17 protein-coding genes and 4 pseudogenes are annotated in these 14,588 nt (G+C 45.0%); 7 read left to right on the forward strand and 14 right to left on the reverse strand.

The window, feature by feature from the left end; all coding sequences use genetic code 11:
• Window positions 1-14: 14 nt before the first annotated feature.
• Window positions 15-152 carry a DUF3874 domain-containing protein gene (locus tag CIK98_RS19060; protein WP_371683235.1) on the forward strand — a complete coding sequence of 46 codons (138 nt, stop codon included), beginning with the start codon at window positions 15-17 and terminating at the stop codon, window positions 150-152.
• A gap of 343 nt (window positions 153-495) precedes the next feature.
• Entirely contained in the window at window positions 496-1,131 is a 636-nt protein-coding gene (locus CIK98_RS08220; RefSeq protein WP_094383763.1) for a hypothetical protein, read from the forward strand.
• Window positions 1,132-1,548: 417 nt separating this feature from the next.
• Here CIK98_RS08220 and CIK98_RS08225 read toward each other — a convergent pair.
• The 11 genes and pseudogenes from CIK98_RS08225 to CIK98_RS18105 all read right to left on the reverse strand — a co-directional run.
• Window positions 1,549-1,851 (reverse strand): annotated as a pseudogene (locus CIK98_RS08225) (flavin oxidoreductase); the annotation flags it as partial.
• A 2-nt stretch (window positions 1,852-1,853) separates the two neighbouring features.
• A pseudogene (locus CIK98_RS19065) lies at window positions 1,854-2,096 on the reverse strand (DUF4186 family protein); the annotation flags it as partial.
• Window positions 2,096-2,320 (reverse strand): hypothetical protein, encoded by a 225-nt coding sequence (locus CIK98_RS17655; protein ID WP_141210474.1) that lies wholly within the window; start codon window positions 2,318-2,320, stop codon window positions 2,096-2,098. The gene CIK98_RS17655 and the pseudogene CIK98_RS19065, both read right to left, overlap by 1 nt.
• 19 nt (window positions 2,321-2,339) lie before the next feature.
• Window positions 2,340-2,897 (reverse strand): NADPH-dependent FMN reductase, encoded by a 558-nt coding sequence (locus CIK98_RS08235; protein ID WP_094383764.1) that lies wholly within the window; start codon window positions 2,895-2,897, stop codon window positions 2,340-2,342.
• Between the two features lie 24 nt (window positions 2,898-2,921).
• Complete coding sequence (locus tag CIK98_RS08240; RefSeq protein WP_216358966.1) at window positions 2,922-3,233, reverse strand: SDR family oxidoreductase; 312 nt, start codon at window positions 3,231-3,233, stop codon at window positions 2,922-2,924.
• 15 nt (window positions 3,234-3,248) lie between these two features.
• The gene (locus CIK98_RS08245; protein WP_094383765.1) at window positions 3,249-3,782 is read right to left on the reverse strand and encodes a flavodoxin family protein; all 534 of its coding nucleotides are present in this window, start codon (window positions 3,780-3,782) and stop codon (window positions 3,249-3,251) included.
• A 6-nt stretch (window positions 3,783-3,788) separates the two neighbouring features.
• On the reverse strand, window positions 3,789-4,028 hold the full coding sequence (locus tag CIK98_RS08250) for a hypothetical protein (RefSeq protein WP_216358967.1): 240 nt from the start codon (window positions 4,026-4,028) through the stop codon (window positions 3,789-3,791).
• A 48-nt stretch (window positions 4,029-4,076) separates the two neighbouring features.
• Window positions 4,077-4,382 carry a thioredoxin gene (trxA, locus tag CIK98_RS08255; protein ID WP_094383766.1) on the reverse strand — a complete coding sequence of 102 codons (306 nt, stop codon included), beginning with the start codon at window positions 4,380-4,382 and terminating at the stop codon, window positions 4,077-4,079.
• A gap of 2 nt (window positions 4,383-4,384) precedes the next feature.
• Entirely contained in the window at window positions 4,385-5,185 is an 801-nt protein-coding gene (locus CIK98_RS08260; protein ID WP_094383767.1) for a YqiA/YcfP family alpha/beta fold hydrolase, read from the reverse strand.
• 28 nt (window positions 5,186-5,213) lie between these two features.
• A pseudogene (locus CIK98_RS08265) lies at window positions 5,214-5,507 on the reverse strand (recombinase family protein); the annotation flags it as partial.
• A 501-nt stretch (window positions 5,508-6,008) separates the two neighbouring features.
• Complete coding sequence (locus CIK98_RS18105) at window positions 6,009-6,158, reverse strand: hypothetical protein (protein WP_172409870.1); 150 nt, start codon at window positions 6,156-6,158, stop codon at window positions 6,009-6,011.
• A gap of 658 nt (window positions 6,159-6,816) precedes the next feature.
• Here CIK98_RS18105 and CIK98_RS08270 point away from each other — a divergent pair.
• Genes CIK98_RS08270 through CIK98_RS08280 form a run of 3 tightly spaced genes read left to right on the forward strand, consistent with a single transcriptional unit; the run spans window position 6,817 to window position 9,501 of the window.
• Window positions 6,817-7,374 (forward strand): RNA polymerase sigma factor, encoded by a 558-nt coding sequence (locus tag CIK98_RS08270; protein ID WP_094383768.1) that lies wholly within the window; start codon window positions 6,817-6,819, stop codon window positions 7,372-7,374.
• Complete coding sequence (locus tag CIK98_RS08275; RefSeq protein ID WP_094383769.1) at window positions 7,371-8,036, forward strand: hypothetical protein; 666 nt, start codon at window positions 7,371-7,373, stop codon at window positions 8,034-8,036. Before CIK98_RS08270 ends, CIK98_RS08275 begins: the two co-directional genes overlap by 4 nt.
• Window positions 8,037-8,043: 7 nt before the next feature.
• On the forward strand, window positions 8,044-9,501 hold the full coding sequence (locus CIK98_RS08280) for a hypothetical protein (RefSeq protein ID WP_094383770.1): 1,458 nt from the start codon (window positions 8,044-8,046) through the stop codon (window positions 9,499-9,501).
• 94 nt (window positions 9,502-9,595) lie between these two features.
• Here CIK98_RS08280 and CIK98_RS18110 read toward each other — a convergent pair whose 3' ends face one another.
• The 3 genes and pseudogenes from CIK98_RS18110 to CIK98_RS08290 form a co-directional block, all read right to left on the reverse strand.
• Window positions 9,596-9,745: a hypothetical protein gene (locus CIK98_RS18110; protein WP_172409871.1), complete on the reverse strand. Its 150-nt coding sequence runs from the start codon at window positions 9,743-9,745 to the stop codon at window positions 9,596-9,598.
• Window positions 9,746-10,052: 307 nt separating this feature from the next.
• Window positions 10,053-10,367: a helix-turn-helix transcriptional regulator gene (locus CIK98_RS08285; protein WP_094383771.1), complete on the reverse strand. Its 315-nt coding sequence runs from the start codon at window positions 10,365-10,367 to the stop codon at window positions 10,053-10,055.
• Window positions 10,368-10,381: 14 nt separating this feature from the next.
• Window positions 10,382-10,745, reverse strand: a pseudogene (locus CIK98_RS08290) (hypothetical protein).
• 983 nt (window positions 10,746-11,728) lie between these two features.
• On the opposite strand from CIK98_RS08290, the gene CIK98_RS08295 reads away from it, so the two are divergent.
• Complete coding sequence (locus CIK98_RS08295; protein WP_094383772.1) at window positions 11,729-14,101, forward strand: TlpA disulfide reductase family protein; 2,373 nt, start codon at window positions 11,729-11,731, stop codon at window positions 14,099-14,101.
• A 281-nt stretch (window positions 14,102-14,382) separates the two neighbouring features.
• Window positions 14,383-14,559, forward strand: a complete 177-nt coding sequence (locus CIK98_RS18115; RefSeq protein ID WP_172409872.1) for a hypothetical protein — start codon at window positions 14,383-14,385, stop codon at window positions 14,557-14,559.
• Window positions 14,560-14,588 lie beyond the last annotated feature (29 nt).

The raw sequence follows: 14,588 nt of genomic DNA on the forward strand, positions 1-14,588 counted from the left end.
ATATCTGCGACAAAATCACCAAACTGTATCCGACAGTCATGGTGACAACAAGTCTGAAGGTGAAAATCGGACAGACACTGAAAGTACTCGGCTGCTCTACGAAGCACACCAACAAAGGCCAGTGCTACCGCATTGTTCCGCTGTGTGCCTGACGAGTGAAGGGTAGTGAAGGGTGGTGAAGGGTTACGACAACCCTTCACTCCTTCAACCCTCTGCTACAGAGATACTTAGATTTAAAAAGTGAAGGGTGAAGGGTTTTCGCGAATATTCTTCTGCACTGACAATATTAGGTGTGGTGGCAACTGTTTCCATATCCATGAGTTTTCCGTCAGAAGCTTTCTGATGTGCATCCGAAGGTTTCTGATGTACGTCCGAAGGCTTCGGATGTACATCAGAAGGCTTTGGACGAAAACTGCAAAGGTATGCCGAGCTTAACGCAGACGTTTTTGCCAGACCCTTCAACCTCTTAACAATAATTTCCAACAAATAAAAACAATGCCAAAATATATAGTAAACGAGATGCCCGACATGGAGGGCAAAGGAAAGCGTAGGGTTTATCCAAAACTGGACGCTTACAGGCTTTTGAACAACGACGAACTGGTGAAGGAAGTGCATAGCTATCATAGGGCTGTCAGTGAGAGTGTCATAGACGGTGTGCTTTCGTCGGTGGTTGACGTGATTATGCGTAAACTGTCGCAAGGCTACACGGTGAAGATTGACGACTTGGGAGTGTTTTCGCTGTCGCTCGCCTTCAACGACGACAAGCCTAACGAGATGGCGAGTGACGACGACCGCATGGCACGACGCAAGGTGGAGGTGAGCAACGTGAACTTCAAGGCAGACCAGAAACTCATAAAGAAACTGCGCATAGAAACAGAACTGGAGCGTAAGTCCGGCGGTGTTGCCAAGGTTAGGAAGACCCCATTTTCGAGGGAGGAACGCATAAAGAATGCGCTGGAGGTGATTGACCGCAACGGCTTTATTAAGTTAAGAGAGTATGCCGAAATAAACAAGCTAAACCCCACTTATGCCTCAGACGACCTAAAGGAAATCTGCGGCGCCCCTGACGCACCGATAACATCGCGTGGCAGCGGCAGCCATAAGGTATGGGTAAGGAAGCATATAAGCTGAACCGCCAAGCTTGCGGAATAGGTGGGATAGGAGATATCTGATACTTTTTTCATTCGTCCTTTTCAATATTATTGCAAGAATTCCTTCAACGGCTCCAGATACTCAGCATCCAAATTCCAATTCGGGACAGGGGACAGGTCCGTGTCCCGCCTTCTCAATTTTTTTTTAAAACATTTGTCAAAAGTCAGTGTCGGACAGTTCTGGCGACAAGCAATGCAATAACCTGTCTATGATACAACTCTTAAACAAAGAGGAGGATATGATGAAAGAAGCATATGCACAAAGCATAGAGTGTGAAGAGCCGTGTGAGGGGAGACTTTCACGCACGGTTCTGTGAGAGGGTGAGGGTGAAACTCCCTCGCTCTACTCGACCGTTGATCAGCAGGAAGCCGCTATGGAATATGTATCTGAGTGTCATCAGTTCAAAGCCTTGCCATCTGAGAATGCCTTTCCAATGGTCTTGCCAAGTTCGATGTAACCGTGATGTATCGGGTCGAACACGATGAGTTTCATCTTCTCCATGTCGGGCTTGCCGTCCTCTGCCAGATAGTTCTCATCCACAAGGATGTTGACTATCTCTGCCACGATGTAATAGCCCTCTTCCGACTCGTCAATCTTTTCCTTGATGCGGCACTCCAAGGTCATGGGAAAGTCGGTGAAGACGGGAGTATTGACATGCTCAGACTTCTCGCATTTCCAACCTGCTTTCGCCATCTTGTCTGCATAATAGCCGGAGCAAGTCTTTTTGCCACGAAGTCCTCTGCGTGCTTTCGTATTGTTGGCAACCCCTTCTCCATTATATACTCCCAGTCTTTCATTGACAGATGGAAACGGCTGCGGAAGTCTGACTTTGCCAATCTCTCAAAGAGATTCGTCAGGTCATATTATTTCCTCTCAGAAGAAATGTTCTCATTCAATTCTTCCTCAGGGAACAATGATGGATATATGTATTTTTGTGACACCATTATCTGTTGCTTCTTATTTCCAATGTTATATCCATATTCGACCGCTTGCCGTCTATATAGTCGGCATAGAGGATTTCTTCGCCTCGGCCTTTAAGAACATGGCATTTGCCACACAACTCACAGTTGTGTAAGCATTTCCATTCGTTCAGAACGTAATCCAAACGCTCTTCTCGTGTGGATGATTCAATACTCGGTGCGGTCATAAGATGTTTATAATGCGCCATGTCCTTTCTCTGTCTTGTACTATCCGATGTATTCAAGGAAAGCGTCCACCTGCAATCTCAGATTCGTCATTTGTTCTTCGGTCAGCAACATGCGTCCTTCCGTCCAAGCCTCCATGTTCAGTTGGATGCCCGTCTGAGGTTCTGTCATTACTTCTGCACGGATAAACGGCAACGTGAGCAGTTCGGTCAGTTTCTCACGGCATTTGGCTGTTGCCGATGCGCCACCAGCACCGCTAAGAACCACCTTCTTGCCGTTAATGGCAAGCGGAGTCTGACGATCTCCTGCTATGAGCGGACGTGACAGCCAGTCGATGAGATTCTTCAAATGACCGGGGTAACTGTAATTGTATTCAGGAGAGAATATCCAGAGAGCATCCGCCTCTGCTACTTTTTCCCTCACTCTTTTGACCGCTTCGGGCGCAGGAAACTCGATGTCCTGATTCATCAGCGGCACATCCGAATAGTCGAGATATTCCACTGTCGCACGCCCGGAAAGCATCTGCTCCACCTCTTTGGCGAGCTTCTTGTTGAACGATTCCTTGCGTAAGGAACCGATGATAAACAGTATCTTCTTCATTGTCTTTCTATGTTTTGATCTTCATTATTGCATCTTGGTTAACGTCCAACCATGATCGCCATGATAAATCATCTGTCGGGTCATGCCACCGTCGATGCAGATGTTTTCGCCTGTGATGAATCCTGCCTTGTCAGAGCAGAGAAACAGCACCATATTGGCAATGTCCAATGGATTGCCAACACGTCCTGCCGGCTGCTGCACCGCATCTGCGCCCTCATATTCCTTATAGTCAGTATCTATCCATCCTGGCGAAATGGAGTTGACCCTTGCCTTGCCCCGAAGTGTAACGGCAAGGGCATGGGTAAGAGCAGCTAGTGCCACTGAATTTTTACACATTCTTCTATGTTGGTATTATATTGAAGCTCCGAGGGAAAATGCTTCTTTTAGGGCGTTGGTGTTTTTGATGTCGCCCTTTTCTTTAACTCCTCTTACAAGTATCTTCCCACAGTCTTCAAGGTGGAAGTAGTTGATGCATAGTCTATATTGGACAAGAATGCTGTCAAATAGTTCGGGTAATGTGGCGGCACCGACGAGCAACAGGGCAACTTTCTTTATTTTGAAAGAATCTCTGAGTGGATTGTGACACCTGTCGATTAAGGCCTTGAGCTGTGAACTAATGCCGTAGAAATAGACAGGAGAAGCAACAACAAGCATGTCTGCCTTTGCCAACTTGTCGTAAACGGTCTGCATGTCATCTTTTTGAATACAGGATTGATCATCTCTCTTGAAACAAGAATTACATCCTATACAAGGATTAATGTGATAGTCCCTTACTGATATGAAGTCAACATTGTGCTTGGATGAAGCTCCTTGGGCAAACGATTCCGCCAATATTTCCGTGTTGCCTCCCTTTCGTGGGCTGCCTGATAATATTACGATGTTCATTGTATGTCAGAATTTGAAATGTATAGGTTTTGCAAACTCGTCTCTCTGCTTCAGTCCCTTGACATGACCGAGGTTGGTCATCCATCCCTCGATGTCCTTCAGATAGAACACCTTGAAGATGGGATTGTCACGCATGGTCTTGTATAGCGCATTCACGATGACACTCTTTTCTATGATGGCATCCCTAATGTCCTGCCTTTCTTCAAACACAACCTCAGCCGAGAAACGAATCCAAGGAGTCTGCATCTCGTCCTTTTCCAGTTTGCAGCCGCAGAGTTCCCTCTTGTTCCATAATTACATCTGTCTTAAAAACGGGTCAATCGTTGCAAGCAACTCTGATTTCTGCACCACACCGCTCGTCCTCCAAAGCACTTCGCCCTGTCTGAACAACATCAATGTGGGGACGGACTGTATGCCATATTGGCTTGCAGTTACACCATACTTGTCCACATCCACCTTGATGATGCGGATTCTGTCACCCAACACTTCCTTCACTTGTTCTAAGATGGGGTGCATCATCTTGCATGGCTGGCACCATGTGGCGAAGAAATCGACCAAGACCAGTTGGTCGCCTGATATAACGTCTTTGAATGTTTCCATCTTTATCTGTCTATTTCTGTGAATCGGTTAAATGTCCTTCCGTCTCTTGTTATTTGCTCGAAAAACATCTTCTCGGGACGAACCCAGTATGCTTCCTCACCATATAGTGCTTGATATACCACCATGCGTTCCTGAGTTTCGCTGTCATATGCGGAATGGATATACTTGTACATTCCTCCCTTGAAGTGACGGAAAAATCTTTCTTCTTTAACTGAATACTCCATGAGCATCTTCTGTGCCAACGGGGCATACCAAGTCTTGACTTCCTGCTCTGTGGGCGTGTGTCCGCCAGGGAAGTGATAGCTGTTGTTATAGTGCTGCAAGAACAACGGCTCAAAATGAGCCAGTGTGTCTTGTTCACCAAATAGTCCCCACACACGATCCTTGTAATACGGATTACAACAGTCAAACTGTGTGGCTTCGAGTTCCCCAAACTCATGGATGAGTGATTCATCGATGACGATTTTCTGGTTGCCGTCCATGCGCGGAGCCTTGTACTCATATTCGCCAATGCGTCCGCTCAGGAAGTCCGTCATCTTGAAATGAGGATTGCCAAGTAGGGCAGGGATGCCAACGACAGGAGAAAGCATCTGTGCAAGAAAAGCCCCGCAACTGTTGCCTATGAGCAGGTCTGGCTTCTCCTTGTCGATAAGAATGCGTATGTATTTCAGTGCTTCCTTGGGATGGAGAGGCAGATCGGGAGTCAGCACGACGTCTTGGCCATCAAAGGCCTCCCTCAGTGCTCTCGCCATCGGACAGCTGCCAGTAGCAAAGAAACCATGTAGGAACAGTATCTTTTTCATGCTATTTATTCTTTGTCTTGTGGATTGACAGGTTGATGACAGTCTTTTCTCTGTCGAGCTTCTGCATCTTTGCTGACGAGACGGGAGGTAGTGATACTATCATCTTCTCCTGTAAATTGACTACATGCTCCGCAGACTTACGCAGGGCAAGAACCTCTTCAGGCAATGCCCCCATCATTTCCAATACATCGGATGGCCTTGTTTCTGGAAACAGCTCGTTCCTTGAATCAATCTGGTCATTGATGCTGACAATACGGATGACCTTGACTCGGCAAAATTCCAGGAACGTTGCCAGTTCCCGACTGCCACGCAAGGCATTGGATTTGTGGTAGTGAGGTTTGGTTATACGCATCATTCTATTTTGCGTGCAAAGTTACAAATTATATTCAGAAAAATAATCATACTGAGGCAATATAATTAACTATTCTTGCATTTTTAACCTCGTTTAATGTTTTATGGAGTTTACAATAATCATACTACTATAAGTATGAATAATAAAATAATTTAAAGTGGCATTATTTTCATTGTAGTATGGAAAAATATCCGTATCTTTGCACTCGAGTTTTAACACATAAATGCCAATGAAATATAGGATAATACCACACTATTCCCATTATCAGCGTTGTCTTTGCAACCATTCTGCTTCAGGTCTCAAAATCGAAATGAAAGAAAGTAAAGCAAGTGAAAGAAAAAAGACTCATAAGAGTTAAATCTTTCACTTGCTTTTTTTATGTACCTTATTTATTTCCTCTTCGTGTTCTACTGGTGTCGGGACAGGGGACAGGTCCGTGTCCCGACTTCTCAATTTTTTTTTAAACATTTGTCAAAAGTCAGTGTCGGACAGTTCTGGCGACAAGCAATGCAATAACCTGTCTATGGCATTGTGGCAAGCGGCATAGAGGTGGCAGGACAGTAATACAGGCTCGTTGGTGGAACGTGGGAAGTAGAAGTCGGAAGTGTCTGTAATGGACATGGAGCGAAGGGGGTGACACACTCAAGCAACTGGAATTATACAACTCTTAAACAAAGAGGAGGATATGATGAAAGAAGCATATGCACAAAGCATAGAGTATGGAGAGCCGTGTGAGGGGAGACTTTCACGCACGGTTCTGTGAGAGGGTGAGGGTGAAACTCCCTCGCTCTACTCGACCCTGTCCCGTCTAAACGCACTGTTGATGAGGACGGGAGGCGGCTCGTTCAGGAATGTGCAAACAAAAAAGTGGCTGCAGTCATAGACTCACAGCCACACGGGATAGTTTGAACGCCCATGGGCAACAGTGACTTCCCTTAAGTGGATGCAAAGGTAACAATAATTATTCATATATATATCATACAAGTAGAATAAAAAAGTTAAAAAATCAATATATACCAAACTTCATCGTTGAACCCATTGCAGGACAGGATAATCTAATACCTGAAAACACCGAGGGGTTCGGGGGCGAGTACCCCCTGAGTTGACGTAAATCAACTTACTCGACAAATATTCAAATTTTCTTTGTAAAAGCTTGGAAATAATCACAGTATCTTGAGTTATTAATTCTCTGCAAAAGTAATATTCTCTTGAAAAATAATCTCTTCAATGCAATGTTTCTATTAGTTTTGCGTATATATAGATAGAAAGAAAAGAAAAAATGGCGGAAACAGAGACACACCTCATAGAGGGACTGAGGCAACAAAGTCCCAAAGCACAGCAAGAGACCCTTGAACTCTTCGGCAGAAATGTCTGGGCTCAAGTGGTGAGGATTGTGTCGTGCAACGAGGATGCCGAGGAAATCTATCAGGATGTCTTTGTCAAAGCCTTTAATAATATAGATAGGTATGACGGGGAGAAAGCCTCGTTGAAGACCTGGCTCCTGAGAATAGCCTACAATGAGGCGGTAAGTTTCCTTCGCCATTCGAAGACGAAAACAATAAGTCTTGAGGACTACGGAAATGACTCCGACAACATATCCGAGGAAGAAATGGAGAGAATAATAGGCAGACCCGACAACGAGAACATTCACATGCTGCGCTCTGCCATCCAACGACTGACTCCGGAGGAACAGGCTCTCATCACGATGTTCTACTACGACGACCTCAGTATGAACGACATAGCATTCGTCACTGGGTCAACGCCCTCGACCATCGGTTCGAGACTAAGCCGTACAAGAAAGAAAATCTGCAAGATAATTAAAAATATACGATTATGAAAGAGAACGCTAACATAAAGGACTGCCTCCGCGAGGCTATACGACATGAGGAGATGGCACGCCCCTCTATGCCCACCGACATTAACGAAAGAATAATGCGGCGTATGGAACAAGAAACGGTAAGGAAGAAGGGACAGAAACGTCTCCGAAAGCTATGGCCTTGGCTTGCCGCTGCTTGTGTGGCTGCCTTTATACTCGTATATACCGCCCCGCCAGAAAAAGAGGTGACGGAAAGTCGCTCTACGGCTGAAATAACGGAGGCTGAGACTCCCAAAAGGCTTTCAACTGAAATGTGTTCTACTGAAAAGCGTTCTACAGAAAGTAGAACTAAAGAAATGATTGCCATGGCAAAGCCTGAAAAGGTAATAACCGTCAAGCAGAAAGCACACAAAGTTGTGACGGCAAAACGCGACACTATATCTGAAAAGAAAGAAGAAGACAAGGTATGCGACCTTGCCATGGCAGAGAAAGCAGAGGAGAGTCATAAGCCGAGAACCATTTCAGAGAGCGACCTCCCCATAACACGACCGGAGAACCTCAGATATACTCCTGAGGAGATAGCACTCATGAAACGTCTGGCAAACGAGGCGTATATCAAATGGGTGAAACTCGAACTCGAAATAGCGAAATATAACATTGAACAAACAGCTTACAATAAATAGAATAGTCATGAAAAAGATTTTTATACTCATTGCCCTTGCCGTAATACCGGCAACAATGGGTGCACAGACATCGTCAAGGAATAAGACGCAAAATAAACCTATCAACGTTATTGAACAACTGAATAACATCATCTACAACTTCGCCATAGAGAACGGAGAAAGCTATGAGAAGATAAAGAACCCCAACACCAATACCATCGAGTCGTTCGAGCGTATTGTCAAATTCTCTCTCCCCATTGCGGACAGTGACTTCTTAAAGGTCGCAGGGCAGGCATTCCAAAAAGACGAGGAGCTAAGCTACCGACTGTCGCACATGGTGCCCAATAGTGGAGACCTGGTCAATCTGAAGGTGATAACGGACAACGGAAACAAACGTAAATCCCTACGAGTCAGGGCGAACAGTTTGCAGGAGATGTGGCTCATGTGCTGTAAGAATGCCGAAAACCCGCAGTTCCGCGACGCTTATGCCATAGTATGGGAAAAACGTAAGGACAAGATCTATGGTACGATATACATAATCACATCCTTGCGTCCTGACCTCTTCGAGAATACTATGGAGACAGCCCGCAGCACTTTCAAGATAGAGGGACGAGTGGATGAAAACATCAAGGACTCCTTGTACAATATCTATATTGCAGACACTTACGAGGAATTGAACAATGTGGCTGATGATGATTATGTGGCATGTGTGCCTGTCATAAACAAGAGATTCTCGTATAGCGTGGAGTTGGACAAGCCAAAGGTGGGTCGTCTGCGCTGCATCTTCCCCGACGGCTCGCTCTGTTCGGCATGTATAGACCTCGACTTTGTGCCCAATGAGACGTATAATATCACCGTTCACAATGGCTATTACGAACAGGACAATGACTACGAGCAACGTGTAGGGCGATTCTCTGGAAAGAGCCTGATAACAAATCTAGGCGTTGTGGCAGAACCAGACTCATGTGCCCCGGTTGCCTCAAGTGCCTCTGAACAGAATCACTTCTCTGCGTTAGATGCTGCAAATAAATGGAAAAACAACCTTGACTATGTAAAGAAAGCTACCTTTGAATTAGAACAGCAGAAGATCACTCATAAAACAGAAATAATAAAGGAAAATTATAAAAGAATACAGCAACTCATGAATATCATCAACGGTACAAAATCGCGAAAAACATCGTGGAAAAATGTCGATGACACATTCAAGAGTATAAAGGAATGGAATGCACTGATAGACAAGGATATAGAAGGACTTATAAGCACCATGAACAGCTGGCAGTGTCCACCTGAGGCTCTTCTGATATTACATTCGACAGTGGTGAAAGAGATTCTGAATCCCCAGACCATAATTTTCAACGAATTGTGCGCTAATTACGGTTCCTTATCCAAAGCGGCACAAAACTGCCAGAAGTATATCAACTCGCTCTCCGAGAAGCACATCAAATGCGGCGAAACATATATCCTGCATCATCTTGGGATTGAGTGAAAAATAAAAAAAATATCGTAATTTTGCGGCAAATATTGGTCGGGACAGGGGACAGGTCCGTGTCCCGCCTTCTCAATTTTTTTTAAAACATTTGTCAAAAGTCAGTGTCGGACAGTTCTGGCGACAAGCAATGCAATAACCTGTCTATTGCATTGCGGCATGCGGCATAGAGGTGGCAGGACAGTAATACAGGCTCGTTGGCGGAACGTGGGAAGCAGAAGTCGGAAGTGTCTGTAATGGACATGGAGCGAAGGGGGTGACACACTCAAGCAACTGAAATTATACAAATCTTAAACAAAGAGGAGTATATGATGAAAGAAGCATATGCACAAAGCATAGAGTGTGAAGAGCCGTGTGAGGGGAGACTTTCACGCACGGTTCTGTGAGAGGGTGAGGGTGAAACTCCCTCGCTCTACTCGACCTCTGACCCTCAGGCCGGCCAGACTTTAAGTCCTCACCTCCTGAGAAGGGGAGAATTTAGGAGGGGATGTGGAACCTCTCCTAGCAGGAGAGGACGGGTGAGGTAGAAAAAATGACACAGTCTATATCGGTCAAACCAATTCAGGTTCTGCAATAATATGGAGATTAAGGCATTGCTCAATCTTGTAGAGTGTTTCGAGGGAAAGGTTCTCCTGTCCCTTTAGCACTTTGGATACATACTGCTGACTGCATCCCATCATTTCTGAAAGCTGTTTCTGGGACATGTGCAGTTCCTCCATCCTGTCAAGCATCATCATGGCAATTAGCTGCGAATAGCGAAGCCATGACTTGTTAGCCATGCGCCATTCTGCGTTCTCACGCCATTTTGAGGATGTGGCAGGTTGGTGTTCTTTCAGTTTGGAAACAATTTCATCGGCAGTTCTCATAGTCACCTCCTTTTCTATTTAATTTCATTTAGATAGTCCACGAAAGAATCCTTATCAGCGATGTCGTTGTCAAGCAGGAATCTGCGCACCTTCTCCATTCGGGCCAACTCTACCAGCGTATGCTCACGTTCCTGCATGGTGCGTGTCAGTTTGATGGCACCGCCAGTGATGACGTAAATGCCTGGTTCCAGCTTGATGGCATAAATGCGCAGCCAAGAGGCGTGTCGAGGCGTATTACGCAGCCTCGCCTTTAAAGAAGGAGCGGAGCCATATCACGTCATTCCATTGTCCGAGAATGAAATCAAGGACATTGTCAAGGCAGTCGTCGTATCGGACAGCCCAAAGGCGTTCGTTTTCAGTGATAAGGTCAAATTTCATATTAATATTTTTGTGCAAAGGTACAAATAAAAAACGAGTTATACAACTTATAGGTTGATTATTTATGGATTATTATACAAAAATTGGAAGAAATTTGTTTGGATAGGGCATAAATCAATCCTCATGGGCGCCCTCAGCGCTTAGATATATGGTCTATAAAACCCATCGTTAACGAGCCGTATCTATACTTTAGTATAGCTTAATGCAATATAAGCCATTCCCATCACGCCATCAAACCGTGTCTTTTTTATAATCAATCATTAATCGAAACAAGTTCCCCACAAAGTCCGCTCGCGGACCTCCGTTCCCTCCCCGGGACACTGACCTGTCCGTGTGCCACGAGGTGCACATCTATATATAAAGGGTTGGCTACCTTCCATATAAGATGTAGCCGTAACTGCCAATGAGATGAGAGAAGGTCTCTCGGTGTCGGTGTGCAGGCACTGGCATCAAACCCTCTGCAAGCTGCTGCTGCAGTCGGAAACGTTGCGGTGGTGAGCGTTGCAGAGAGGTACGTATTACTGAGCTGAACGCAAGTATACGCTTGCATTAAGAGAATAATAAAAATTGATAAAATTCCTATTGTGTCACAATAATGTCACAAATGAGATTTATTGTGCAAAATCTTTCTGATTGATAAATGGAGTTTGCAATGATGTGTGTGTATTTCAAAGAACATGTTTTATAAACGAAAGGGGAAAGAATGTAAGTAGTGTTGAAATGTTACATCTGAGCAACATTATGGCATGTTTTTCGCCCAATTAGCATCTTTTAAGGGTGAAGATGAATCGTAATAAAAAAAATGTAGTACTTTTGCAAAGCAAAAGGTCGGCATTGACCTATTTATAAGAATTTATAACGAATCAGTAATATATTGAAGCTCATGTTCGAGAGTCTGCAACTCGAAAGACCTTCGCTTCTTTCTATAGGGTGAAGCCTGGTAGCTATGTCATTACGCGTACTGAGCATAAGGTAACAAAAAAATGAAGATAAAAAAGTTTTTTAATACGCTGTTTGTGATGTTGTTATGCTTTACCGCATCATGGGCACAGAAACCAGCAGTATGGGATAACCCTACGACAGAGTTTGGTACGAATTATGGCGATGGATTCTTCAACACCGTCATTGATGTAACCCGTGTGGAACTGAAAAAGGATGAGACAACGATGGCTGTAAGGGTACAGTTGCGTTCCGATTATCCTGACTTTCGTTTTCAGTTCACAAAAGATACTTATCTGCTTGCTGATGGCGTGAGGTATCCTGTGGTGTCAGCAGATGGCATTGAGTTTGATAAGTTCCGCCAGACAGAGGCTGACGGCAAACTGGACATAGTGTTCCACTTCAAGCCATTACCTCTCGGCACCAAGGTGTTTGACTTCATTGAGGGCGACGGTGAGCGTGCCATTCAGATAAAGGGCATACGACCTGTGGATGAGCGCCACAAGATGTTGTTCCCTTCATATTGGAGAAACGAGAAGACTGGTGATTGGGAGATTGCCTTCATTGACAACTATGCCATCTATGACTGCAAGATATGGAACATGAAAGCGGAGACAAATCCAACCAACGGTGAGGCACAGATTGTTCTGGAGAGCGATGGAAAGACCGTGAACGTGATGGTAGGAAAGGACAAAAAGGGTAAGCGCACCATTACTATTGACGGCAGGAAGGCTGTGTATTCGATGATAACGGAGCGTTTCATGCCTTACTATCCAACAAAGGACACCCGCACCGACTTCGTGGACACAAACTACAAGACTGACACGGCTACCGTGATAGGATGGATAAAGGACATGCCTGAGCATTATCGCAGCATGAATACTTTCGACTTCTGCACTCAGGATTTCTTCCAAGATGAACAGGTAAAATTCAAAGCGGAGTTGGATTCGCTGGGAAGATTCAGCATCAAGATTCCACTCATGAACAGTTCAGAGTTCTTCTGCGACTGGCAACGATGCTTCATGCGCACCATGCTTGAGCCTGGCAAGACATACTTCCTGCTCTATGACTTTAAGGAAGGTCGCCGAATGTGGATGGGTGAGGATGTTCGTCTGCAGAACGAACTGTTCCGTCATCCTCTCAACTGGAACAGGATACGCATGGAAGAAGACGGTGACGACTTCGACAAATACGTTGCTTCGGTAGATAGTCTTATAAAGACACAGCACGCGCAAGTTGATGAACTATGCCGACAGCATCCTACACTCTCCACGCGCTTCAACCTATACCGCAAGGGAAGCACCACATGGCAGCAGGCACGTGATTTCGGACAGGCACGTTTCCGTGCGAAAGATTACCACTTCCCTGAGAATGCGAAAAAGTATGCTTACGAGAATTTCTGGCTGAAGTTGCCAAAGCCATATACTCTCTATAGGGATGTGAGAGGATTTTGGCGCGACTATCTTGACGATGCAACGCGCAATGTCCAGACTACATACTCGTTCAACATGTTTGACTACATCGATGAGATTACGGCAGACCAAAAAGAACGGGATATGCTGAAAGAATTCAAGGTGCGTATGGACGAAATTGCCAAGGAGATTGATGCTATTCCTGAAATGGAGAAAAAGCAGCAGAAGGCTAACGAATTCGATGCTGCAAATGCGGATATCATCAAACAGGTGGAGCGAATCTTCAACTCTCCCCATGCAAGGGACGTGGCAAACAATTACCTTCTGTTGCCAAGATGGCAGAATCAGTTGAACGCTCTCGATTCTATCGGCGCTGACAAACTCGTCAAGAGCATAATGATGGCAAAGAAGGCATACGATGAATTTGATCATAACCGTAAGCCTTTATCTACCGCTACCATGGATAGCCTCAAGGTGTGGATAGACAGTCCTGAGGTGTATGCAGACCTTGAGAAGAAGAATGAATACTACCAGGCTCTCACTAACCGCCAGCTTGACAAACTCATACTGAACACCGGCAAGGATGTGCAAGGCATGACAGAGGGCGAAGAAATACTGAAGAAACTGCTCGAACCATACAAGGGAAAGATCGTATTGATAGATGTGTGGGGCACTTGGTGCAGTCCTTGCAAAGAGGCTCTGTCGCATTCCGAAGAGGAATATGCGCGTCTGGCAAAGTATGACATGCAGTTTGTGTACCTGGCAAACAGTAGTCCTATGGACACGTGGGAGAATGTAATCAAGGAATACAATGTGACAGGTCCTAATGTGACACACTTCAATCTGGAAATTTCGCAACAGAGTGCCATTGAGCGTTACCTTCAGATTAATTCATTCCCAACATATAAGATTACTGACAAGCAAGGCAATATCCTCGATATAAAGGTGGATGCTCGCGACCTCAACTCATTGGAAGACCTTGTAAAGATGATACTTGGAAAGTAGTCGTCGGGACAGGGGACACTCCGTGTCCCGCCTTCTCAATTTTTTTTAAAACATTTGAGATTATATTTTTGACTATACCTGCGGGACAGTGACCTGTCCGTTTGCCACGAGGTGCACATCTTGTCTTTCCTTGGTTTCTTGTAGATTCTGAAGCCTTTAGAGAAGTGTTAAATCGAAAGTTCAGTAATCTATACAACAAAGAAGGGATAATTATCCGTACGTTTGACAAAGAATATCTTGACAGTTTAATGAACAGGAACGATAAAAAAAAATCTAATTTGATGAAACCTTGGTATGTGCAAAAAATGCACTACCCAAGAAATATGGTCGTAGAGAAGATTATTCCCAATATCCATGACGCATTCAGTGTACACCCCGTTAGCTACGGACTACTCTCCACCGACGACGTGGCCGGCGAGCGCGTCCTCACTACAAAGATTGAGGCGGGGGGCGGGTGAGACACCCGCCCTCCTACTGCAGTGGTGTA

This window comes from Prevotella sp. P2-180, assembly GCF_002251435.1.
Classification (GTDB): Bacteria; Bacteroidota; Bacteroidia; order Bacteroidales; family Bacteroidaceae; genus Prevotella.